The sequence below is a fragment of the Bradyrhizobium sp. WSM1253 genome (genome assembly GCF_000244935.1).
Taxonomy (GTDB): Bacteria; Pseudomonadota; Alphaproteobacteria; order Rhizobiales; family Xanthobacteraceae; genus Bradyrhizobium; species Bradyrhizobium canariense.
The window spans coordinates 5,335,994-5,357,412 of record NZ_JH600073.1; the positions used below are offsets into that span (position 1 = coordinate 5,335,994).

The 21,419-nt window shown below is 64.3% G+C and carries 21 protein-coding genes; 7 read left to right on the plus strand and 14 right to left on the minus strand.

The window, feature by feature from the left end; all coding sequences use genetic code 11:
- Nucleotides 1-259: 259 nt before the first annotated feature.
- The 5 genes from hemA to BRA1253DRAFT_RS26635 form a co-directional block, all read right to left on the minus strand.
- A complete protein-coding gene (gene hemA, locus BRA1253DRAFT_RS26615; RefSeq protein ID WP_007599472.1) occupies nucleotides 260-1,489 on the minus strand; it encodes a 5-aminolevulinate synthase in 1,230 nt (409 codons plus the stop codon).
- Between the two features lie 201 nt (nucleotides 1,490-1,690).
- On the minus strand, nucleotides 1,691-2,752 hold the full coding sequence (locus tag BRA1253DRAFT_RS26620) for an MBL fold metallo-hydrolase (RefSeq protein ID WP_007599473.1): 1,062 nt from the start codon (nucleotides 2,750-2,752) through the stop codon (nucleotides 1,691-1,693).
- Between the two features lie 94 nt (nucleotides 2,753-2,846).
- Nucleotides 2,847-5,000, minus strand: a complete 2,154-nt coding sequence (locus BRA1253DRAFT_RS26625; protein WP_007599474.1) for a methyl-accepting chemotaxis protein — start codon at nucleotides 4,998-5,000, stop codon at nucleotides 2,847-2,849.
- Nucleotides 5,001-5,164: 164 nt separating this feature from the next.
- Nucleotides 5,165-5,890 carry an outer membrane protein gene (locus BRA1253DRAFT_RS26630; RefSeq protein ID WP_007599475.1) on the minus strand — a complete coding sequence of 242 codons (726 nt, stop codon included), beginning with the start codon at nucleotides 5,888-5,890 and terminating at the stop codon, nucleotides 5,165-5,167.
- A gap of 207 nt (nucleotides 5,891-6,097) precedes the next feature.
- A complete protein-coding gene (locus BRA1253DRAFT_RS26635; protein ID WP_007599476.1) occupies nucleotides 6,098-6,418 on the minus strand; it encodes a hypothetical protein in 321 nt (106 codons plus the stop codon).
- Nucleotides 6,419-6,654: 236 nt separating this feature from the next.
- Between BRA1253DRAFT_RS26635 and BRA1253DRAFT_RS26640 the strand changes: the two genes are divergently transcribed.
- Nucleotides 6,655-7,002: a hypothetical protein gene (locus BRA1253DRAFT_RS26640; RefSeq protein ID WP_007599478.1), complete on the plus strand. Its 348-nt coding sequence runs from the start codon at nucleotides 6,655-6,657 to the stop codon at nucleotides 7,000-7,002.
- A 125-nt stretch (nucleotides 7,003-7,127) separates the two neighbouring features.
- Nucleotides 7,128-7,421: a hypothetical protein gene (locus BRA1253DRAFT_RS45345; protein ID WP_007599485.1), complete on the plus strand. Its 294-nt coding sequence runs from the start codon at nucleotides 7,128-7,130 to the stop codon at nucleotides 7,419-7,421.
- A 90-nt stretch (nucleotides 7,422-7,511) separates the two neighbouring features.
- On the opposite strand, the gene BRA1253DRAFT_RS26645 is transcribed toward BRA1253DRAFT_RS45345, so the two are convergent.
- Together BRA1253DRAFT_RS26645 and BRA1253DRAFT_RS44575 are read right to left on the minus strand one after the other, a co-directional pair.
- Nucleotides 7,512-7,721, minus strand: coding sequence for a hypothetical protein (locus BRA1253DRAFT_RS26645; protein WP_007599488.1), 210 nt, complete (start codon nucleotides 7,719-7,721; stop codon nucleotides 7,512-7,514).
- On the minus strand, nucleotides 7,718-7,882 hold the full coding sequence (locus BRA1253DRAFT_RS44575; protein WP_007599491.1) for a hypothetical protein: 165 nt from the start codon (nucleotides 7,880-7,882) through the stop codon (nucleotides 7,718-7,720). Before BRA1253DRAFT_RS44575 ends, BRA1253DRAFT_RS26645 begins: the two co-directional genes overlap by 4 nt.
- 346 nt (nucleotides 7,883-8,228) lie before the next feature.
- On the opposite strand from BRA1253DRAFT_RS44575, the gene BRA1253DRAFT_RS45350 reads away from it, so the two are divergent.
- The gene (locus BRA1253DRAFT_RS45350) at nucleotides 8,229-8,498 is read left to right on the plus strand and encodes a hypothetical protein (protein WP_083869906.1); all 270 of its coding nucleotides are present in this window, start codon (nucleotides 8,229-8,231) and stop codon (nucleotides 8,496-8,498) included.
- Nucleotides 8,499-8,516: 18 nt separating this feature from the next.
- Here BRA1253DRAFT_RS45350 and BRA1253DRAFT_RS26655 read toward each other — a convergent pair whose 3' ends face one another.
- From BRA1253DRAFT_RS26655 to BRA1253DRAFT_RS26675, 5 genes are all read right to left on the minus strand, one after another.
- Nucleotides 8,517-10,136: an ABC transporter ATP-binding protein gene (locus BRA1253DRAFT_RS26655; RefSeq protein ID WP_007599494.1), complete on the minus strand. Its 1,620-nt coding sequence runs from the start codon at nucleotides 10,134-10,136 to the stop codon at nucleotides 8,517-8,519.
- Between the two features lie 2 nt (nucleotides 10,137-10,138).
- On the minus strand, nucleotides 10,139-10,978 hold the full coding sequence (locus tag BRA1253DRAFT_RS26660; protein WP_018458168.1) for an ABC transporter permease: 840 nt from the start codon (nucleotides 10,976-10,978) through the stop codon (nucleotides 10,139-10,141).
- A complete protein-coding gene (locus tag BRA1253DRAFT_RS26665; protein ID WP_007599498.1) occupies nucleotides 10,975-11,946 on the minus strand; it encodes an ABC transporter permease in 972 nt (323 codons plus the stop codon). Before BRA1253DRAFT_RS26665 ends, BRA1253DRAFT_RS26660 begins: the two co-directional genes overlap by 4 nt.
- 203 nt (nucleotides 11,947-12,149) lie before the next feature.
- Nucleotides 12,150-13,700, minus strand: a complete 1,551-nt coding sequence (locus BRA1253DRAFT_RS26670; RefSeq protein ID WP_007599500.1) for an ABC transporter substrate-binding protein — start codon at nucleotides 13,698-13,700, stop codon at nucleotides 12,150-12,152.
- A 218-nt stretch (nucleotides 13,701-13,918) separates the two neighbouring features.
- On the minus strand, nucleotides 13,919-14,230 hold the full coding sequence (locus BRA1253DRAFT_RS26675) for a hypothetical protein (RefSeq protein ID WP_007599501.1): 312 nt from the start codon (nucleotides 14,228-14,230) through the stop codon (nucleotides 13,919-13,921).
- Between the two features lie 177 nt (nucleotides 14,231-14,407).
- Here BRA1253DRAFT_RS26675 and irr point away from each other — a divergent pair, with 177 nt between their 5' ends.
- Complete coding sequence (gene irr, locus BRA1253DRAFT_RS26680; protein WP_007599502.1) at nucleotides 14,408-14,890, plus strand: Fur family transcriptional regulator Irr; 483 nt, start codon at nucleotides 14,408-14,410, stop codon at nucleotides 14,888-14,890.
- 7 nt (nucleotides 14,891-14,897) lie between these two features.
- On the opposite strand, the gene BRA1253DRAFT_RS26685 is transcribed toward irr, so the two are convergent.
- The gene (locus BRA1253DRAFT_RS26685; protein ID WP_007599503.1) at nucleotides 14,898-16,448 is read right to left on the minus strand and encodes a winged helix-turn-helix domain-containing tetratricopeptide repeat protein; all 1,551 of its coding nucleotides are present in this window, start codon (nucleotides 16,446-16,448) and stop codon (nucleotides 14,898-14,900) included.
- A 134-nt stretch (nucleotides 16,449-16,582) separates the two neighbouring features.
- Here BRA1253DRAFT_RS26685 and mddA point away from each other — a divergent pair, with 134 nt between their 5' ends.
- Entirely contained in the window at nucleotides 16,583-17,368 is a 786-nt protein-coding gene (mddA, locus tag BRA1253DRAFT_RS26690; RefSeq protein WP_007599504.1) for a methanethiol S-methyltransferase, read from the plus strand.
- A gap of 229 nt (nucleotides 17,369-17,597) precedes the next feature.
- Complete coding sequence (locus BRA1253DRAFT_RS26695; RefSeq protein WP_007599506.1) at nucleotides 17,598-18,020, plus strand: GFA family protein; 423 nt, start codon at nucleotides 17,598-17,600, stop codon at nucleotides 18,018-18,020.
- A gap of 48 nt (nucleotides 18,021-18,068) precedes the next feature.
- Here the strand turns inward: BRA1253DRAFT_RS26695 and BRA1253DRAFT_RS26700 are convergent, their stop codons facing one another.
- Entirely contained in the window at nucleotides 18,069-19,628 is a 1,560-nt protein-coding gene (locus BRA1253DRAFT_RS26700; protein ID WP_007599508.1) for a winged helix-turn-helix domain-containing protein, read from the minus strand.
- 428 nt (nucleotides 19,629-20,056) lie between these two features.
- Here BRA1253DRAFT_RS26700 and pcaB point away from each other — a divergent pair, with 428 nt between their 5' ends.
- Nucleotides 20,057-21,418, plus strand: coding sequence for a 3-carboxy-cis,cis-muconate cycloisomerase (gene pcaB, locus BRA1253DRAFT_RS26705; RefSeq protein ID WP_007599510.1), 1,362 nt, complete (start codon nucleotides 20,057-20,059; stop codon nucleotides 21,416-21,418).
- Nucleotide 21,419 lies beyond the last annotated feature (1 nt).

The following is a 21,419-nucleotide window of genomic DNA, read 5'->3' on the forward strand; positions in this document are numbered from 1 at the left end:
CCCAAAGCTGCGCTGCCTCGGGCTCACCGAGAGAGTCCCCGCGCGGTACCCCCCTCCCTGACCCTCGCCCACAAGGGGGGAGGGAACGGAGAGAGCGTCCGCGTCGCAAGAATTCGAGACCGACCGTCACGCTGTGCGGCTACCCGATGTAAGGAGCCGCAACTCTCTCGCTCCCTCCCCCCTTGTGGGGGAGGGTGGGGAGGGGGGTAGCTCCGGGGACGGTGAAACTTAGATCGAAGAGAAGAGAAGGCGAAGAAGCCTACTCCGCCGCCAGCGACTTCTCGCGAAGCGGCAGACCCAGGCGGTCCCACACTTGCAGCAGGGCTTCGGCGAGCTGATCGATCAGGCCGTCGTCGTGATAGGGCGAGGGCGTGATGCGCAGGCGTTCGGAGCCCTTGGCGACCGTCGGATAGTTGATCGGCTGGATGTAGATGCCGTGCTGTTCGAGCAAGAGGTCGGAAGCCTGCTTGCACTTCTCGGCATCGCCGATGAACAGCGGGACGATGTGGGTGTCGCTCGACATCACCGGCAGGCCGGCGGCGTTGAGGATCGCCTTGACCCGGGCGGCGCGATCCTGGTGACGCTCGCGCTCCCAGCTCGACGTCTTCAGGTGCTTGATCGCCGCGGTCGCGGCCGAGCAGATCGCCGGCGGCAGAGCGGTGGTGAAGATGAAGCCCGGCGCATAGGAGCGCACGGCGTCGATGATCTGGCCGTTGGCGGCGATGTAGCCGCCGAGGCAGCCGAACGCCTTGGCGAGCGTGCCTTCGAGAATGTCGATGCGATGCATCACGCCGTCGCGCTCGGCGATGCCGCCGCCGCGCGGGCCGTACATGCCGACGGCGTGGACCTCGTCGACATAGGTCATCGCGCCGTACTTCTCGGCGAGGTCGCAGATCTTGGCGAGCGGGGCGATGTCGCCGTCCATCGAATAAAGGCTCTCGCAGGCGATCAGCTTGGGCCGGCTCGGGCCGGCGGCCTTCAACAGCGCTTCGAGATCGGCGAGGTCGTTGTGGCGGAACACGACCCGCTCGCAGCCGGACTGGCGGATGCCCTCGATCATCGAATTGTGGTTGAGCTCGTCCGACAGGATCAGGCAGTTCGGAATGAGCTTTGCGATGGTCGCGATGCCGGTCTGGTTCGAGACGTAGCCCGACGTGAAGAGCAGCGAGGCTTCCTTGCCGTGGAGATCGGCGAGCTCGGCCTCGAGCTGCACCAGCGGATGATGCGTGCCGGCGATGTTGCGGGTACCGCCGGCGCCGGTGCCGACGCGGGTCGCGGTCTCGACCATCGCGCCCACCACCTTCGGGTGCTGGCCCATGCCGAGATAATCGTTGGAGCACCAGATCACGACGTCGCGCTTGCCCTTGGGCGAGTGCCAGAGCGCATGCGGGAACCGGCCGGCAATGCGCTCGAGATCGGCGAACACGCGGTAGCGCCGCTCGCTGTGGAGACGATCAAGGGCGGAATTGAAGAACTGGGCGTAATCCATCGTCAAACCTGCAGCGGAACCGACCAAAGACCCGCATATCCTTAGAGCTTTTCCAGCTCCAATGTCTATGCGCTATCCCACATTTGGACGTGCGGGGCATTTGGGCAAAATGCCCTATCGTGCGATTTGAAACTTGATCCGGATCAAGTTCGCGCGAGATGCGATGTTGCCCTGCAACATCCGCTGAAGTGAAGTCGGCGCTCAACTCGTCCTGAACTGCAGCACGCCGTCCTTCATCTCAGCCGTCAGCCGGCCTTCCACGATCATGTAGTTGACATGAGCGACCAGCTCGCCGGCGGCGAAACCCATCTGGTGTTCGTCCAGCACGTGCTTGTTGAACACCACGGGCACCAATGCGCGCGAGGTCTGCGGCACCTCGCGGCAGGCTTCCGCGATCAGGCGGCAGCGCTCCTCGTGGTGATCGGCGAGCTGCTTGATGCGGGTCTTCAGCCCGTAGAACGGCACGCCGTGGCCGGGCAGCACCAGCACGTCATAGGGGAGAGTCGTGGTGAGGCTGGCGAGCGAGGCCAGATATTCGCCGAGCGAGTTCTGGTCGGGTTCGACCGCCCACACGCTGACGTTCGGCGAGATCTTGCTCAGGACCTGGTCGGCCGAGAGGAACAGCTTGTCGTCGGCGCAATACAGCATCACCTGGTCGAGCGCGTGACCGCCGCCGGTGATCACCTTGAAGCGGCGCGTGCCGATCACGACGTCCTCGCCATGCGAGATGCGGCGGTAGGACGGCGGCAGCACCGAGACGCGCTTGAGATAGTCCTGGCCGCGGCCGAGCAGTTTTTCGGTGAGCGACTCGTCCATGCCGTGGCGGCGGAAGAACAGCCGTTGCGCCTCCTGCCGCTCCTCGGTGCCGCGGTTCTGGTGATAGACCGATTGCAGATATTCGACCTGCGACATCACCAGCGGGCAGTTGAACCGCTCGACGATCCATCCGGCCAGACCGACATGATCGGGATGGGAATGGGTCACGATAAGGCGCGTGATGTTGACGCCCTTCAGCGGTCCGTCGAACAGCTTCGTCCAGGCTTCGATCGTCTCCTCGTTGCCGAAGCCGGCATCGATCATGGCATAGCCGTCGCCGTCGGCGAGCAGGTAGATGTTCACATGGTTGAGGCGGAACGGCAGCTTCAGCCGCGCCCACAACACGCCGGGCTTCACCTCGACGACCTGTTCGGGGCCGGGATGCTGTTCCCAGGGATAGCGCAGGGCGTCGGCGGAGGACTGCACGGTGTCGGTCTTTGCGTTCATGCTACCGGCTTAAACCCGCTCGCTGCGGCGCGCCAGCCGAAAAAGGGCGCTGGCGGGGCCCGCATAGCGGTCATTCCGGGTTACGGAACGGCGCCTACGCCGCCCGCATGTTGTTGAGAAACGCGTCGATCTCTCCGCGCAGCATGTCGGCCTCGCGGCGGAGCGCGTCGGAGGCACCGAGCACTTCGTTCGCCGCTGCGCCGGCTTCCGCCGAAGCCGTGGAGACGCCGACGATGTTGCTGGAGACCTCGCTGGTGCCACCGGCCGCATGCTGGATGTTGCGGGCGATCTCGCGTGTCGCCGCGCCCTGTTCCTCGACCGCGGCGGCGATCGTCGTGGTGACGTCGTTGATCTCGCCGATGATCCGGCCGATGCCCTGGATGGCGCCGACCGCCGAAGTCGTCACCGACTGCATGCTGGCGATCTGGCTACGGATCTCCTCCGTCGCTTTCGCGGTCTGGCTCGCGAGGCTCTTCACCTCGGAGGCGACCACCGCGAAGCCACGACCGGCTTCGCCCGCGCGCGCCGCCTCGATGGTGGCGTTGAGCGCCAGCAGATTGGTCTGCGAGGCGATGGTCTGGATCAGGTCGACCACGACGCTGATGCGGCTCGCGCTGTCGGCGAGGCTCTGCACCGTGGCGTCGGTCGCGCCGGCTTCGTCGACCGCCTTCCTGGCGATCGCGGCCGAGGTGACGACCTGCTTGCTGATCTCCTCGATCGAGGACGAGAGCTGCTCGGTGCCTGACGATACGGTCTGCACATTGACCGAGGTCTCTTCGGCTGCGGAGGCAACCGCGTTCACCAGCGCATTGGACTGGTCTGCCGTGTTGGACATGCTCTGCGCGGTCGATTGCATCGAATTGGCCGACTGCGCGAGATTGTCGAGTGCGGAGCGGACCGTGCCCTCGAATTCTGCAATCTTCGCCTCCATCTGCGCCGCACGCTCGGCCTTGGCGACGCGATCCCTGTCCTGCTCGCTCGCAAGCGCCCGGGCTTCGATCATGCTGTCGCGGAACACCGTCAGCGTTTCCTTCATCGCGCCGATCTCGTCGTTCTGCCGGGAGCGGACGATCTCGGTGTCGAGGTCGCCGGCCGAGAGCAACTGCATGGCGCGTTGAAGCTCGCGAATGCGGCGCAGGATGTTGCGGCCGACATAGAGCCAGACGAACAGCGCCGAGCCGACCAGCGTCAGTGCGCCGAGTGCCAGCATCGCGGTCGTCGCGAGCGAGATCTCCTGCCGCGCCTGGAAGGTCGACGCGTTGGTCTCCTTCTGCACACCCTCGACCAGCTGCTGCACGCTGATGCCGAGGCCGACATTGAGCTTGCGGGTCTCGTCCAGGATGGTCTGGCCGTAGTCGATCGCGTCGAGCTCCTTCTGGCGGATCTTGAACACGCCGGACTTGCCTTCGCCGAAGGCGAACAGCTTTTGCACGGTGTCGCGCACCGCTTGCATCGAGCCCATGTTCGGCAGGTCCTCGAGGTTCGATTTGACGCGGTCGCGCGTCGCCTTGAACTCTTTCTCGATCGCCTCCAGCGTATCGCTGTTGTTGGCCGACAGCGCCGCCATCATGTCGGCGGCCATCAGATTGCCGTTGGCGGAGATGGTCGCGACCTGGGAGACGGTGCGGGCGGCTTCGGTGGCATCGTCGGCGGAAACTTCCGCCGCGCCGAGGATCGCGTTCAGGCGCGTTTGCGCATCCAGCATGGCAGGACCGGCCGCACCGACGAAGGTGAGCTGCGCCTTGCGGAGCGCTTCATATTGCTTGTCATGCAGCGCGCCGGCATCGAGCCGCTCGCGCGCGGCCGACACCAGGCTCTGGGTCGCCTCGTCGATGCTCTTGGCGGTGTCGCGCAATGCGGTTGCGATCTGCTTGTCGGCGCCGAGTTCGATGATCTCGCCAAGCTTGGCCATGGCAAGCTGCTGGATCTCCTGCACCTTCTTGGTGCGTTCGTTCAGCGCCTCGTCGGACGGCGACGCCAGGAGGCCCGGCCCCTGCGCCGCGAGCGTTGCGCTTTGCGATGCGAGTTGAAGGCTGGCGGAAAGGCGCGGGATGTCGCGGCCGCTCAGGTCCATCATGGTGCTGCCGAGATGGTTGAAGACGAAGCCGGCGCCGGCTGCAATCACGAGGCCCATGCCCGCGATCACCGCGAAGGCCGTGAACAGGCTGCCGCGCACACCCCATGTCGGCATTTTGAAACGGGGCCGGATACGACCAAGCAAACGGCCAAGGCCCAGACGGATCGCCATCGAAATTCCCCCACGCGTGATCTTTATGTTTTCGCCGCGGAGTATCCTCGGGCCAGGTTAAAAAATCGCAAGTCGCTCAATTGGTTGCGCACGTTCCGCACAGCGAAAAAAGAAGGGCCGGCAACGATGCCGGCCCTTCATCATGATAAGGTTTTGATAACCGTTCAGTAGCGCGCGACCGCCGAGTTGGCCCAGTTGAAGCGGTAGTTGACGCCCGCCTTGATGGTGTGGTCGTCGGTGGTGAAGTTGCCGGTGCCCGCCAGCGGACCACCGGTGAAGTGCGCGTCGCCGAAATTGTAGTACTGGTACTCGGCCTTGGCCGACCAGTTCGGGGCGAACATGTATTCGAGGCCGGCGCCGACGGTGTAGCCGTTGCGGTGATCGCCCGTGATGACGAAGGCCGCCGGCACGCCGCCGACAGTGACCTTCTCGTTGTTGTCGGAGTAGGCGTAGCCGCCCTTCACATAGAGCAGGCCCGGACCCCAGGTGTAGCCGACGCGGCCGGTGATCGAGCCGAGACCGCGCTGGTCGTTGGTGTAGGCGACGCCGCCCGGGAACACCGCGCCGACGCTGCCGGAGAGCCAGGAATACTGGCCTTCGACGCCGACGACGAAGTTCGGGTTGAACTGCCAGTCCGCACCAGCCTGCACGCCGCCGAGGAAACGGCCGTTGCCGTTATTGCCGGTGGAGAGGCCGCTGAAATTGTTGTCGCTGGAGAACGCGCCGCCGACATGGCCACCGATGTAGAAGCCGGTCCAGTTGTAGATCGGCGCGGCATAAGCGGGCGCGGGCGCCTTATAGTAATTGCGGTTACCGAGATCGGCACCGACTGCCGGCGCAGCAGCGCCCAGCACGAGCAGCGCAACGGTCGCAAACAGAATCTTCTTCATCGTCCAAACTCCAACACTTAGGTCCCCGGCAGGCGCGCTTTCCGCGCCGTCGTTGATTTTGCAGATAGCTCGCTTTTGACGAAAATGCTGTCACATCCGTGGCACAGCGGCAGCCAACCTAACGTATTGGGCCGTAAACGATTTTCGTGCTTAATGTCGGCTTAAGAAGTGGTGAAGGAAGGCTTAACTCGGCGCTGTCAGTGTAACTTAACCAAGACGGCGCCGCGCCTCATCGCGCATCTGTTCGCGGAATGCAGCGCGCTTTGCGGGCCGGTCTTCCTCGCGCACGTCATGACGATCGAAGACGTCGAACTTCTCCAGGATCGGGTAGCGCTCGCTCGCCATCGCGAGCACGCGCAGCACCTTGGTCGCGGACGGTGTCGGGCCGCTGACTTCCCAGCGCCGGATGGTGTCGGCGCCGCCCTTCTCCGGCAATCCGCAAAGCCGGGCCATGTCGGCCGCGGTGAGCTTGCGTTCGAGGACGTCCGAGAGATCGTTGCGGAGTTGCTTCAGTTCGGGACCGGTCATATCGCCTCAATACGCGAAGTCGATGAGGTGAATGCACTAGAGCATTATCGGTTCTGATTGAATCAGAACCGAAGCTCTAGATCCTTGTTTCGACGCGTTTTCTTCACGCGAACCGGCATCCACTTCGCTCGAAAACGCTTTAGCGCTGATTCGGGTCCATCCGAAGGCGAGGCGCGGTAGCGGGCGGGCGTGCTAGTCTCGCGCCCGCCGGGCTCAGCAAAGGAAAGAATAGTCGCATGCCCGTGTTCAAGCTGCCTCTGTCGGGGGACGTCGTGCAGTCCATCAACCCGATCACGTCGTTCTTCAGCCCGGCCGGCGGCCAGTTCGGTCTCGTGAACATCACGGTGGGCCAATCCTCGGCGCCCGATGTCGAGAAGGACCTACTGTCGGATGTCGGCAGTTACGGCAAGCAGATCGGCCAGGTCGCGGATGCGCTGCTCGTGGTCATTGAGCATCTGGAAGCGCTCGGTGACAGCGCATTCGGCGATGACAAGGCAATCGCGGCCTTCAAGGAGCTGATGCACTCGGTCGCGACCGTCAAGGAGCGCCACAACCGCAAGGCCTGTCGTCCGCGGCGGCGCTGATCATGCCGTGCGACCGCGCTCCGGCACCTTCGTGTGCGCACGGAGTTATGAACGGAAGTGCTATGGAATTCTTCCGAACAATGAACACTTGGCGTACGGGGTCTACGGCGACGAAAGGATCAGCGATGACAGGCATCAAATTCGCGATTGCCGCACTTATCACGGTTGGCCTAGCTACGGCCCCCTCCGTTGTCGAGGCGAAGAAGCACAGGTCCGCCAGACACTACAGCTCCGTTATGGCGGCCCCGAGTTATGGCAGCGTTGGAGGGTCGATGGCCGTGCCGTCGAGGGCTTACGGCAGCTCAGGACAGACGGTGGGGACGGTCACGGCGCCGTCGATCGGCACGTATAATTGGCCTTCCGTCGGCGTCACCAACTCGGTTCCGACCTGGAGCAATACCAACCCGCCGGTCAGATAGCACACGAACGCTCTGGGCGAGAGCCGATGTCGATCAGCGCGGCCGGTCGCAAGGTGAAGATCGCAACGCCCCAGCAGGGAGCATGCATCCTCAGGCGCCCCGGCCGGCCTGTTGGCCGATCACGCAGCGCCATCCCGCGAGGCGCTCGGCCGGATGCTGGTTCATCCATTCGGCAAGCTGCGGCGCACCCATCAGGCACGATTGCATCGAGACGTCGGCGAAATCGGATGTGGTGACGGTCTGCTCATGACAGTTCGCTGGAGAGGCGAGGTTGCAGAGCACGGCGATGATCTTGATCACGCGAGGTTGCCTCCGTCGCTGCGACGCGCGGAGGCTCCGCTTGATGGTTCGCTCACCGGATCAGCCGGCGGGAAGATGCTGTCGTAGATCGCGCGCGCTTCCTGGATGAGGCGAATGCGCTCGCGCTCGGATTTCGAGACAAACTCAATAACCTGGCCCATGTCGTCTCCAATAGATTCTCAATCCATCATCACATGATGGAAATCATTTCATCCGGATGTGGGGTGTCGCCTTCGGCTTTGCAGCCGTGCGGGCGGTCACGAGGGATAAAAAGCCCGTGAGGATTCCGCTCCTGAGGGGGAGCGGGGTACCTTCAGCGATGCGCCGATCTCACGGCGCATCTGTTCGGCGGGGACCGCTTCGCAGCATCGTGATGAAGAGTTGAGCCCCGCGGGATGATGGCACTGCGGCACATTTTGTCGCGCGTGGAGTTGTAAGGTCACTCAGTGCACGGGTGCCTCGACGAACGGCATCGCGATTGAGAGACCGCGCCCGAAAGGATCAGCCATGACAAGAACGAAACGCTCCATTGCTGCACTTATCGCTCTCGGATTGGCTGCAGCGCCACTCGCCGTAAACGCACAAACGTCGGGGACGGGGGCACCAAGCAGCACGAGCGGACGCTCCGGAGCACCAGTACAGCAAGGGACTATTGGAAGTTCCGGGCAGACCGTCGGGACCGTGACAGCGCCATCGGTCGGAACGTCCAACCAGCCCTCCGTCGGCGTAACAAACTCGGTCCCCACCTGGAACAATACGAATCCCCGACCGAAGTAGAAATCGCGATCGGCTGACTTACGCCGCCGGCGGGCGATCCTTGCGCCCCGGCACTGCCGCGAGCAGCTCGCGCGTATAGGCATGTTCGGGCGCGGCGAACAGCTGCGCGGTCGGCTTCAGTTCGACAATGGCGCCGCGCTGCATCACCGCAATGCGATCGCAGATTTGAGCAGCGACGCGCAGATCGTGGGTGATGAACAGCATCGACAGGCCAAGACGCGCCTTGAGGTCTTCAAGCAGTCTCAGCACTTGCGCCTGCACCGACACGTCGAGCGCGGAGACGGCTTCGTCGGCGACGATGATTTCGGGTTCGAGCGCGAGCGCGCGCGCGATGCCGATGCGCTGGCGTTGGCCGCCGGAGAATTCGTGCGGATAGCGTTCGAGTGCGCCGGCGTCGAGCCCGACCATCTTGAGGAGATCGCGGGCGCGTTCGAATGCCACCTTCGGATCGGTACCGGCCGCGATCGGGCCGTCGGCGATGATATGACCGACCTTGCGGCGCGGATTGAGCGAAGCGAACGGATCCTGGAAGATCATCTGGATGCGGTGGCGCTCGGCGCGCAGCGCCTTGCCCGCGAGCTTTGTGAGATCGGTCTCGCCGATCCGCACGGTGCCGCGATCGGCTTCGACCAGCCGCATCACAAGACGGGCCACCGACGATTTGCCGGAACCGGATTCGCCGACCAGGCCGAGCGTCTCGCCCTTGAGAATCGTGAAATTGACTTCGCGTGCGGCATCGACGCGACGGTCCTCGCGAAACCAGCCGCCCGAGGTGACGTAGGTCTTGTCCAGTCCGATCACCTCGACCGCTTTGGCCTGGTCGTCGAGAGGGCTGCGGGCGGGCGGGTCCATCGAGGGCACGGCGGCGAGCAGCGCCTTGGTGTAGTCGTGCTGCGGCGCGTTGAAGACGGCCGAGGCGGGGCCTTCCTCGACCACCTTGCCGTGGCGCAACACGATGACCTGGTCGGCGATGTCGGCGACCACGCCGAAATCATGGGTGATGAACATCACCGCCATGTTGCGATTGCGCTGGAGGTTGCGGATCAGTTTCAGGATCTGCGCTTGCGTGGTGACGTCGAGCGCGGTGGTCGGCTCGTCCGCAACCAGCACCGCCGGTTCGAGCGCGAGCGCCATCGCGATCATGGCGCGTTGGCGCTGGCCGCCGGAGAGCTGGTGCGGATAGGCGCGCACGATGCGCTCGGGGTCGGGGAGGCCGACCTCGCGCGCCAGCGACAGCGCCTTGGCGCGCCGCTCCCTCGGCGTGAGCAGCCCGTGCGCCTCGAACATCTCCGCCATCTGATCGCCGATCCGCATCAACGGATTGAGCGCGGTCATCGGCTCCTGGAAGATCATCGCGAGCCGGCGGCCGCGCAGATCTCGCCAGCCGTCGTCGTCGAGTTTGAGCAGGTCGCGGCCTTCGAACTGGATCTCGCCGGAGGTGACGGTGACCGTGTCAGGCAACAGTCCCATCAGCGCATGCGCGCACATCGATTTGCCGGAGCCGGATTCGCCGACGACGCAGACGATCTTGCCGGGCCGCAGATCGAGCGAGACGCCGTCGACCGCGAACGGACGCTCGGCGCCCTTGGGCAACGCGATCCGCAAGTTCTTGATGGAGACGGCGGGCGGAGCGGTCATGATCAGCGGCCCTCCCGCGACAGCCGCGGATTGAGCGCGTCGTTGAGGCCTTCGCCGATCAAATTGAGGCCGAGCACCGAGATCAGGATGGCGACGCCGGGAAACACGGTGATCCACCAGGCCTGGCGGATCACGGTGCGGCCGGCGCCGACCATGTAGCCCCAGGAGATCAGGTTGGGATCGCCGAGGCCGAGGAACGCCAGCGAGGATTCCAGCAGGATCGCGGTCGCCACCATCAGCGAAGCCAGCACGATCACCGGCGACAGCGTATTCGGCAGGATTTCGCGCAGGATGATCCAGGTGTTGCTCTGGCCCGTGACCACCGCGGCCTGGACGTATTCCCGCGTGCGCAGCGACAGCACCTCGCCGCGGACGAGGCGCGCGACCGGCGGCCAGCTTACCAGCGCGATCGAGGCGACGATCGAATAGATCGAGGGCTGCAGGATCGCGACCAGCACGATCGCGAGCGCAAAGCTAGGAATGGTCTGGAAGAACTCGGTGAAGCGCATCAGGGCGTCGTCGACCCTGCCGCCGAAATAGCCGGCCATAGCGCCAATGGGAACGCCCACGACGAGCGCCACCAGGGTGGAGACCATGCCGACGAGCAGCGAGACGCGTGCGCCAAAGATCATGCCGGCGAACACGTCGCGGCCGAGCGCGTCGGTGCCGAGCGGCACGGTCGCGAGCGTGAACGGCGGCAGGAACGGCCGCTGCACCATGCGCCAGGGCGAGTTCGGGAACAGCATCGGACCGAACAAGGCGACCGAGATCGCAAGCAGCAGGATGATGAGCCCGATGACGCCGCTCGGGCTCCTCAGCATCGATTTCCAGAATTGTTTCATGTGGTGAATTCGATGCGCGGGTCGACCAGGCGATAGACCAGGTCGGTGATGAGGTTGAAGATCAGGACCATGGCGGAGCAGATCACGAAGACGCCGAGCAGCAGATTGTAGTCGCGCTGGAGCAGGGCGTCGTACATCAAGCGTCCGATGCCGGGCCAGGCGAACACGGTCTCGGTGATGACGGCGCCGCCGATCAGGGTGCCGGAGTGGACGCCGGCGAGTGTCACGACGGGCAGCAGCGCGTTGCGCAGGACGTGGCGACGCTGGATCACGGCATCGGACAGGCCTTTGGCGCGCGCGGTCTTGACGAAGTCGAGACGCTTCACCTCCAGCATCGAGGCGCGCGTCATGCGGGTGTAGGTCGCCATGAAGAACAGGCCCAGCGTCATCGCCGGCATGATCAGGTGCTTCGCGACGTCGACGGCATGAGCGAAGCCAGTGAGGTTGGCGCCGACAGTCTCGTAGCCGAAGCTCGGCAGCCAATCCATGGTGACCGAGAACAGCAGGATGCCCATCAGCGCCACCCAGAAGATCGGCATGGCGTAAAAGATCAGCGCAAAGACGGTGATCGCGGTGTCGAGAAAGGTTCCGGCAAAGCGCGCGGCGAAGGTGCCGAAGAGAACGCCGAGCACGAGCGAGATCGCGAACGCCGTCAGCGTCAGCAGCAATGTCGCCGGCAGCCGCTCGCCGATCAGCTTCGCGACTGGTGCCTGCTGGCGGAAGGAGAAGCCGAGGTCGAGGGTAGCAATGCCCTTGACGTAGATGAAGAGCTGCTCGGGCAGCGGCTTGTCCAGGCCGAACTTCTCCCTGAGCTGCTGGACGAAGATCTGGTCGCTGGCGCCGGCCTCGCCCGCCATCACGACGGCGGGATCGCCGGGCGCAAGCCGGATCAGGAAGAAATTGAGGACGACGATCGCAAGCAGGACGATCACGCCCTTCACGACACGCTGAGCAACGAAGGAGAGCATCTAGAGGGTCATGTCTTGTTGCGTGACCTGAAGCCACGGGGGCATTGTGCTCCCTCGCCCCGCTCTTGCGGGGAGAGGGTTGGGGCGAGGGGCCTCTCTCCACGGGCGAGAATGCCGATGGATCTGTACCCCCTCACCCGCCGCGCTCTGCGAGCGCGTCGACCTCTCCCCGCAAGCGGGGAGAGGTGAAGGAAGGCACGCCCTCACTTGTCGAGCCATGCGTCCTTGAAGCCGTCATTGACCCCGATCCCGGTGGTGATCAGGTTCTTGACCTTGCAACGCATGATGGTCGGGAATTGCAGCTCGAGCATCCAGGCCACCGGCACGTCCTCGACCAGGATCTTCTGCGCCTTCTCGTAGATCTCCTTGCGCTTGGAGTCCGGCGTAGCAACCGCGCCGTCGGCGAACAGCTTGTCGATCTCCGGGTTGGAGTAACCCTCGACGTTGTTGAACACCTGGCCCTTGGCGATGGCGCTGGAGACGTAGTTGCGGCCGACGCCGAGTGCGGGATCACCGTACTGGTAGAGATAGGTGAAAGCGATGTCGTAGTCCCAGTCGCCGATCTTCTGGTTGCCGCCGGCAACGTCGGTGGCGATGGTCTCGATGTTCATGCCGACGTCCTGGAGGTTCTGCTTCACGGCTTCACCCCAGCGCTGCCAGGTCTCGCCATAGGCGAGCGGCAGAAGGCGGATCTTCTCGCCCTTGTAGCCGGCTTCCTTCAGCAGCGCCTTGGCCTTGGCGGGATCGTAAGGGTATTTCGGCACGTCGTCGGTGTAGTATTTGATGGTCGAGGCCGACGGGCCGGTCGCGACCTTGCCGAGCCCGTTCCAGATCACGTCCTTGGCGAAGTCGCGGTCGATCGCAAACATGACCGCCTGCCGCACCCGCTTGTCGGCGAGCGGACCCTGGCGATTGTTGAGCCACAGCCAGGCCAGCGGCGAGAAGAACTCCCAGCCGGCGCCGGTGACGCAGGTGTCCTTCAGCTTGGACAGCCGCGGCACGTCGAAATTCTCGACCGAGCCGCCGGGCAGCACGTCGACCTTGCCGGTCTCATACGCCACCGAGCGCGCCGCGGCATCGGGAATGATTTGCCAGTAGATCTCGTCGAGATAGGGCTTGCCCTTCTCGTAATAGTTCGGGTTCTTGACCAGGCGGATGAAAGAGCCCTTCTGCCATTCCTTGAACATGAAGGGGCCGGTGCCGACAGGGGCGTTGTTGTAGGGATTGGTCTTCCAGTCGGTGCCTTCGTAGAGATGCTTCGGTACCATCGGCATCGAGCCGACCTCGAAGATGCCGAGGAACGGACCGAACGGCTGCTTCAGCGTGAACACCACCGTGTAGTCGTCGGGCGCCTCGACCTTGTCGACCTGCGCCAGATTGTTGCGGGCACGCGCGTGGGTCTGCTTCAGCATCTCGATTGAGAACAGCACGTCGGCGGCGGTGAAGGGCTTGCCGTCGTGCCAGGTCACGCCCTTCCTGAGCTTGAATATGTAGGTTTTGGCGTCCTCGCTGACGCTCCAGCTCTCGGCGAGCTCCGGCTGCGGTTCGAGCTTGGGGCTGTAGCGCAGCAGGCCTTCGAAAATGTTGCCCGACACCATCTGCACCGGGCCGTTCTGGACCATCGCCAGCATCAGGCCGGGCGGCTCGGGCTGAATCACGGCATTGATCGCTCCACCCGCTTTCGGCTCTTGCGCCAGCGCCGGGGCCGCGAGGCCGCAAGCCAGGAGGACACCAAGCAACACTCGTTTTGACATGTCGAATCTTTCTCAAGCGAGACCAGCCGCAAACGCTTCGCACGTCATGGCGCGCAAAGCTACGGCAGGCCCATCCCAGTCCCCATCCGGGATCGAGGCTCACACAGTCTCATTCGGCGCCGCAAGATGAAAGTCTCGACAGTGTTCGCCCAAAAAATGTACAGCGCGTCCGGTTATGGCATTTGACGGCCAAGCCGACGCCGCCGCGCCGCCCTGCTTCAGGAGGGCCGCAGCACCCGTTGCAACTCGGCAAGCGCGTCCGCGAGTTGCTCCCGGTGCGCGATGTCGTCCTTGGGGATGGCCGCGACACTGCCCGCGAGTTCGCGCAGGATTCCGGCGAGCAGGCCGAAATTGAGGTGCAGGTGCACCGATTTGCGCTCGTCCGCCGTGCCCGGATGCTGCAGCACCAGCGCAACGCCGCTTCCGTCGAGACGTGCCTCGAACCGCGATGAATGCCCGAAGGTGCCGACATAGAACTTGTCGGGATATTCGAGCGCGATCTCTGCCTTGTCGGGAACCGGCTTGGACATGTGAGCCTCATTGATGTCAGGCCATTCTGGCCGGGAATAAACTCGGCCGCCTTGCGATAGGTCAGAGGCGGGCTCGTTCCGGATTTGATTCGGATCAAAGCCGGGCTGCCGCTTCTGCGATCTGATGGCAGGACGGGTGAAGCCCCGCGTGCCCGGTCAACTGCGAGTCCATCGGCGATGAACGTCCATTCCACCCCATCCGAAGCGGATTCAGACGATAGCGCCATCTCTTTCGCAGACGAGGCGTCGGCACGTTGCGCGCAATTGCTCGGCGATGCTGGCCTCAGGCTGACGCGCCACCGCCTGGCGCTCGGCCAAATGCTGTTCCTCTGCCCTCATCGTCATGTGACAGCGGAGGGGCTTTATGAAGAAGCCACCGCCGCCAATCTGCGGCTGTCGCTTGCGACCGTCTACAACACGCTGAACCAGTTCACCGAAGCCGGCCTGTTGCGGCGGATCGCCGCCGACGGCATCAAGTCGTTCTTCGACACCGATACGTCCGTGCATCCGCATTTCTACCTCGAAGGCGAGGATGTGCTGGTCGACGTCACCGACGGCCTGACCTTCACCAGGATGCCCGAGGCGCTTCCGGGCCACGAGATCGCGCGGCTCGACGTCGTCGTCCATCTGCGCCGGAAGCGTGACGTAGACCCGGCATGACGATCGTCTAGCGCAAGCCCGCCCGCCGGAACCCTTCCAGATAGTGTTCGCGGTCGGCGTCGTTCGCCCATGGCAATTGCGTCGCGATCCAGCGCAGCGAGATGTTGGGCTGGGTGCGGCGGAGCTCGCCCAGCGCCATCTCCGCAAGCACGCCGTCGCCGGTCATGCCAGCAGAAACCGCCAGCACGCGGTAGGCGCCGGTAAGGTCGCCGCGGTGGCGGATCGCCTCCCGCGCGAGCGTGATGGCCTCGCCATAGCGCCGCTCGGTGAAGCGGGCATAGCCGGCGATGCCGTGATAGATCGCCAGGGATGGATCGCGCGGCGAGAGCCGCATGGCCCTCTGCGCTGCCTCGAACGAATCCTTCGGCCGCCCGGCATAGGACAGCGCCAGTGCGTAATAGCCCTGCGCCAGCGAGAAGTTCGGATTGAGCGCGAGCGCCTGCTCGAACTCGGACAGCGCGTCCGCAAGCCGTCGCGTCGAGAAGTAGACGCTGCCAAGCGCGGCGTGCGCCCAGGCATCCTCGTGGTCGCAGCGCACCGCGGCGAGCGCGGCGGCTTCCGCCACCGGCGCCACCACGGCGAGCTCGGCCCAGCCGAGATGCACGCCGAACATGTGATTCGCCGCGAGCACCGACAGCGCCTGGCCGTAGTTCGGGTCGATCCCGACCGCGCGCTCGAGCAGCGCCCGCGCGGTCTCGTGATCCCGCCGCGTCACCCGCCAGTAATGCGACAGCGCCCGCATCAGGAGATCCCAGGCATCCAGGCTCGCGGGGGGCTTGCGATGGGCGCGAAAACTTTCCGCCGCATGAATCTGCGGCTCGATCGCCGCGGCGATCGCGTTGGTGATTTCGTCCTGCACGGCGAACACGTCGACCAACTCGCGGTCGTAGCGCTCGGCCCAGAGATGGCTGCCCGTCGTGGCGTCGTTGAGCTGCGCGGTGATGCGCACCCGGTTGTCCGACTTGCGCACGCTGCCTTCGACGATGTAGCGGACGCCGAGTTCCTCGGCGATCTGCCGGATGTGAACCGCGCGTCCCTTGTAGGTAAAGGACGAGTTGCGGGCGATCACCATGAACCAGCGCTGCTTCGACAGCGCGGTGAGGATGTCCTCGCTGATGCCGTCGCCGAAATAGTCCTGTGCGGGATCGCCGCTCATGTTCTCGAAAGCGAGCACCGCGACCGCCGGGCGGTCCGCCAGGGCGCGCGGCAAAGCAGCGACGGGTTGCGTGGGGGCGGGCGCGGATGCCATTTCTTCCCGGACTTCGCCGACGAAACGAAAGCCCTTGCGCGGAATGGTCTTGATCAGCCGCTGGGTCGCACCGTCGTCGCCGAGCGCCTTGCGCGCGGCGTTGATCCGGCTGTTCAGGGCGGAATCAGAGATGATCCGATCGCTCCAAATCTGGCTGATCAGGTCATCCTTGCTGACCACACGGGTGCGCTGCGCCACCAGATAAAGCAGGAGATCGAACACCTGCGGCTGCAACGGCACGGCGGCGCCGCTGCAGGTGAGTTCCCGCAGGTCGCCGTCGAGCACGTTGTTTTCAAAGCGAAATCGCACGTTTCTGTCGTCTCAAGCAAAAATCAAAGTCGTCTCAGGCGAAAATCAACCGTCCGCGAAAGTCTTGGGACCTCCGGTGCGGCATGGTGCAGCGACCAATGAAGTGCCGGCGTTTTGGCACAACGGAGCTGTTTATGACCCAAATTGATCATCAGGTTGATCCTATCGGCCCGGTTGCGGGCTCACGCATTTTCAAGTTCATCGCCTTTCTGTACGGAATTGCGGCGTATCTCGTGTTTTTCGTCACCATTCTCTACGCCATCGGCTTCGTCATGGGGCTCGTGGTGCCGAAGACCATCGATACCGGGACCGATACGCCCGTGGCCGAGGCCGTCATCATCAATCTGCTCGTGATGGCCCTGTTTGCGATCCAGCACAGCGTCATGGCGCGCCGGCAATTCAAGGCCTGGTGGACGCAGTACGTCCCCAAGCCGGTCGAGCGCAGCACCTATGTGCTGTTTGCCAGCCTGTCATTGCTTCTCCTGTTCTGGCAGTGGCGTCCGCTGCCCACGGTCATATGGGACGTCGCGAACCCGGATCTTGCTGTGACGATCGTCACGCTGTCGCTGGTGGGCTGGGTCCTGGTGTTTACCTCGACCTTCATCATCAATCACTTCGAGTTGTTCGGATTGCATCAGGTGACCAATCATCTCGTCGGCAAGGAGGCGTCGCCGCCGCGCTTCAAGACGCCGCTGCTCTACAAGTTCGTCCGTCATCCGATCTATCTCGGCTTCATCATCGCGTTCTGGGCGGCGCCGGTCATGACCGCGGGCCATCTGCTGTTCGCCGCCGTGACGACGGCCTACATCTTCGTCGGCATCGCGCTGGAGGAGCACGACCTCATCGATCTCTTCGGCGACGAGTACCGGCACTACAAACAACGGGTGTCGATGCTTATTCCCTGGCGCAAGTCAGTATAGCTTGCGCGTCGTTCGGCCGCGTCCGCCGAAAGGAGGACGCGCGGCGGCGCCGAGGCGCGTAACGGAGCTTGCCGACCCGGCCTTCCACGTTTCTCGGGGTGAATCCCCCTCACCCCGACGCTATTAGTGCGAGCGAAGCTCGTCGCGACCCCCGCATTCCTTTTTGCCGACTTATCGGCAAACAGCAGCGGGGAGAGGAATCTGAACAATCATCAACGGAGACGACCTAATGAAACATGTTGGAAACTGCTTCTGTGGCGCGGTCACGATCGAGGTCACAGGCGCGCCGGAGGCGATGGGCTATTGCCATTGCAGCTCGTGCCGCTCGTGGTCGGGCGGTCCGGTGAACGCCTTCAGCCTGTGGAAGCCCGAAGCCGTGCGCATCACAGAAGGTGCAGAGAATGTCGAGACCTTTGCGAAGACGCCGCTCAGCCAGCGCAAATATTGCAAGAAGTGCGGCGGCCATCTCATGACCAACCATCCGCCGCTCGGCCTGATCGACGTCTTCACCGCCACCATTCCCACCCTCGCCTTCGCGCCCGGCGTCCACGTCAATTACGCCGAGACGGTGCTGCCAATGCGCGACGGCCTGCCCAAGCTCAAGGATTTCCCGGCCGAATTCGGCGGCAGCGGCGAGATGATGCAGGAGTGATGCGCTTTCTTCTCTCCTCTCCCCGCAAGCGGGGAGAGGAGAGATTCGCTATGTCATCCCCGCGCGCCGCAATCCCTCGAGGTAATGCTCGCGATCCTCGTCCCGCAGCATCGGTAGCTCGCGCGTGATCCAGGCGAGCGAGATGCCCGGTTGGGCGCGGCGCAAGCCTTCCAGGGCGGAAGCCGCGCGCGCGGGATCTCCCGACATTCCGGTGGCGGCCGTCAGCACGCGATGCGCGCCGACGAAATCGGCGCGCTGCCGCATCGACTCGCGCGCCATCTGTGCGGCGCCTTCGTAATCGCGGCCGATGAACCGGGCATAGGCCGCGACGCCGCAATAGATCGCCGCGAGCGGGTCGCGCGGGCTCAGCCGCAGCGCGCGGCGCGCGGCGACATCGCCGTTCTGCCATCGTCCGGCGTAGCACAGCGTCACGCCGTAGAAGGCGTGCGCCATCGCAAAGTTCGGATTGAGGTTCAGCGCCAGCTCGAATTCCGCCAGTGCGTCGTCGAAGCGGCGGCGGAATAAATAAGCGTATGCCAGGCCGTGATGGGCCCAGGCATCCTCACGATCGGCCTCCACCGCCGCGAGCGCGGCGTGCTCGGCGACCGGCACGGTCGCGGCCATGTCGGACCAGCCCATATGCGCGCCGAAGATGTGGCTGGTCGCGAGCAGGCCGAGCGCCTTGCCATAGGCGGGATCGAGCGCGACGGCCTTTTCGAGCAATCCTTGCGCGGCGGCATTGTCCTCGCGGGTGATGCGCCAGTAATGCGACAATGCGCGCATCACGAGGTCCCAGGCATCCAGGCTTCCCGGCGGCTTCTGCTGGGCGCGAAAACTCTCGGCGGTATAGAGCTGCGGCTCGATCGCGGCGACGATCGCCTCGGTGATCTCGTCCTGCACGGCGAAGATGTCGGCAAGCTCGCGGTCGTAGCGTTCGGCCCAGAGATGGCTGCCGGTCGAGACGTCGTTGAGCTGCGCGGAGATGCGCACGCGATCGCCGCTCCGCCGCACGCTGCCTTCGAGCACGTAGCGCACGCCGAGCTCGCGCGCGACCTCGTGCATGTGCACGGCACGGCCCTTGTAGACGAAGGAGGAGTTGCGCGCGATGACGAAGAACCAGCGCAGCTTCGACAGCGCGGTGATGATGTCCTCGCTGATCCCGTCCGAGAAATAATCCTGCTCGAGGTCGCCACTCATATTGGTAAAGGGCAGCACCGCGATCGCCGGCCGGTCCGGCAGCGCCAGCGGGGCCTGCAGTAGCTTCGCTCCGAAATCGGAGTCCGGCGCGGTCGCCCCACGCTTGGTTTCGACGTCGCCGACGAAACGAAAACCCTTGCGTGAGATGGTGCGAATCAGCGCCTGGTTGGCGCCGGTGTCTCCGACCGCTTTGCGTGCCGCATTGATCCGGCTGGTCAGGGTGGATTCGGACACGCTGCGCCCATGCCAGATCTTGTCGATCAGCTCGTCCTTGCTGACCACCCGGTCGCGGTTCTCCATGAGGTGGACGACGAGATCGAAGACCTGCGGCTCCACGGCAACGGGAACTTGCTCGCGGCTCAGCTCGCGCAAGTCGGTATCGAGCAGGTGATCCCGGAACAGAAACTGCACGTCGAAAACTCAGACCTCACGACATCGGGCAACGATGAAATCAAGACGGATTTCGGCTGATGTCTGTGAGTCCACCGAGGGGCCTGCCCGGTTCACCACGATCGCGTGATGGCAGGCATGCAGTTTACGGGGAGGAATGCAGCCTTGGTTAGAACGTGGCCGGTTCGGCCGGATTGTCGCGATTTCCTCACGTCATTGCGAGCGTAGCGAAGCAATCCAGCCTGTCGCCGCGCAGACAGCGTGGAGTGCTTCGTCGCAAGGGCTCCTCGCAATGTCGGTGTTGAGGCAATGGCGTGCGGCAGCTTCCCATGTTGTCCTGGCCTTCGCGACGGCATCGAATGTGTGACGAACGGTGAATGTCCATTGCCGAACAGTTCCGCGTGCGTAAGCTGCCGCCCACACAAAACACCAACCACGAAGAAACGCCCATGCCCGCTTTTCATGCCTCGACCACCGTGCTCGATTCCGTGCTGTTCCGCGATGCCTTCGGCACGCCGCAGATGCGGGAGGTGTTTTCCGATATCGCGACGGTCGCGCGCTATGCCGAGGTCGAGGTGGCACTGGCGAAAGCGGAAGCGAAGTGCGGGGTGATTCCGCACGATGCCGCCGACCAGATCGCGGCGCGGACCGATGTGGCCGCGCTCGATTTCGACCTGTTGCGGCAGGAGACCGATGTCGTCGGCTATCCGATCCTGCCGCTCGTGCATCAGATGGTGAAGCAATGCGGCGATGCCGGCCGCTATGTGCATTGGGGCGCGACCACGCAGGACATCATGGACACCGCCGTGGTGCTGCAATTGCGCGCCGGGCTCGAGCTCGTCGAGCAGGACATCGCCGCGCTGCGCACAATCCTTGCCGACCTCTCGAAGCGCCACCGCGACACGCCGATGGCGGGCCGCACCCATCTCCAGCAGGCGCTGCCGGTCACCTTCGGCTACAAGACCGCGATCTGGCTCGCGATGTTCGACCGCCACGCCGAGCGCCTCAGCGAATTGAAGCCGCGCGTCCTGGTCGGCCAGTTCGCCGGCGCCGCCGGCACGCTGGCCTCGCTCGGCGACAAGGGGTTCGAGGTGCAGGAAGCGCTCTGCGCCGAACTGAGGCTTGGCGTCCCCGCTTCGACCTGGCACGTCGCACGCGACGGTTTTGCCGAGGCCGTCAACTTCCTGGCGCTCGTCACCGGCTCGCTCGGCAAGATCGCGCTCGACATCATGATCATGGCCTCGACCGAATTCGCCGAGGTCTACGAGCCCTTCGTCAAGGGACGCGGTGCTTCCTCGACTATGCCTCAGAAGCGCAACCCGATCTCCTCGGAACTGATGCTCGCGGCGTCGAAGGCGGTGCGCCAGCACGCCGGCCTCATGCTGGATGCCATGGTGCAGGATTTCGAGCGCGCCACCGGGCCCTGGCACGCCGAATGGATGGCGATCCCCGAGAGCTTCGTGCTGACCGCCGGCGCCTTGCACCAGGCGAAGTTCGCGCTCGCCGGCCTCATCGTGGATGAAAGCAAGATGAACGAGAATCTCGCCGTCAGCCGCGGTCTGATCGTGGCCGAAGCCGTCATGATGGGGCTCGCGCCGCAGATCGGGCGGCAGGAGGCCCATGACGTGGTCTATGACGCCTGCCGGCTCGCCAATGAGAAAGGTCTTACGCTGGCGGACGCGCTCTCGTCCGATTCCCGCGTCTCTGTCAGAATCGACCGTGCCACGATCGAGGCGCTGACATCACCGAAAAATTACCTCGGCCTTGCTCCCGCCATGGTCGACCGGGTGCTGAAATCGGCAACGCGTTGAA